1 pseudogene is annotated in these 802 nt (G+C 46.3%); it reads right to left on the bottom strand.

What is annotated here, in order from left to right:
- Positions 1-802, bottom strand: a pseudogene (locus E1140_RS21370) (hypothetical protein); the annotation flags it as partial.

Below are 802 nucleotides of genomic sequence, written 5' to 3'. Positions count from 1 at the left end.
GCCACCTTCATTACTCACATAGATCATCACCGTGCCGGGTTCCTTTGCCTCAAACTCTGGTAGCGTCAACTCTTCCCACACGTTGTTGGCATTGGTTACCTGTACATATTTAAAGTGGGCATCGGTCACCTCATCAAATCCGTCTGCTGGTATAAACAGCATGTTCAAAAACACCATCGGCTGGGTGTCATCATAATCAAAGCCATCTGTACCAAACAATCCTCCCGTTGGCCCATAACCTGATGAGATAGAGCCTGTAACTCCCTCTGATACTGGTGCAGTACCTGAAGTCAATATGTTGGTTAGTATACCGCCTATCGCTACAGGGTCTACTACCTGATTGCTGGTGATGTTAAACAGTTTTACCTGTACTTTGGAGTTCACCACATCGCCTGCGCCTACATTAAACTGTACTACAGAGCCAGCCCTGCCACTGGCATTACCATTAAGCACATAGGCATGTTGGTAGGTGGCAGATGGGTGCGGGTCAGTATGGTCAAACACATTGTCAGGTATGATATTCCCTTTATCCGTATCGGTCAGTAAGTCGGTATCATTCACTACACTTTCTCCATTCACATCTACCGTGGCATCTGGTTCGTAGAACAGGTTAAATTCTATCGTATTGGGCTGGGTAGAAAAGGTTACTCTTGTGTTACCCAAATGGTCTTTCAGGTTGTATTGGTACTCCCATCCATTGATGTCATCGGGCACTACACGGCCTTCTTCGTGTTGGATGAAAGATAGTGCTGCATCACCCTCGCCTTCTGTCTCATAAATAAACTCTCCTATGTAGTCGGTG

It is taken from the genome of Fulvivirga lutimaris (assembly GCF_009711525.1).
GTDB classification, from domain to species: domain Bacteria; phylum Bacteroidota; class Bacteroidia; order Cytophagales; family Cyclobacteriaceae; genus Fulvivirga; species Fulvivirga lutimaris.
This window is presented reverse-complemented; position numbering and strand designations above follow the sequence as displayed.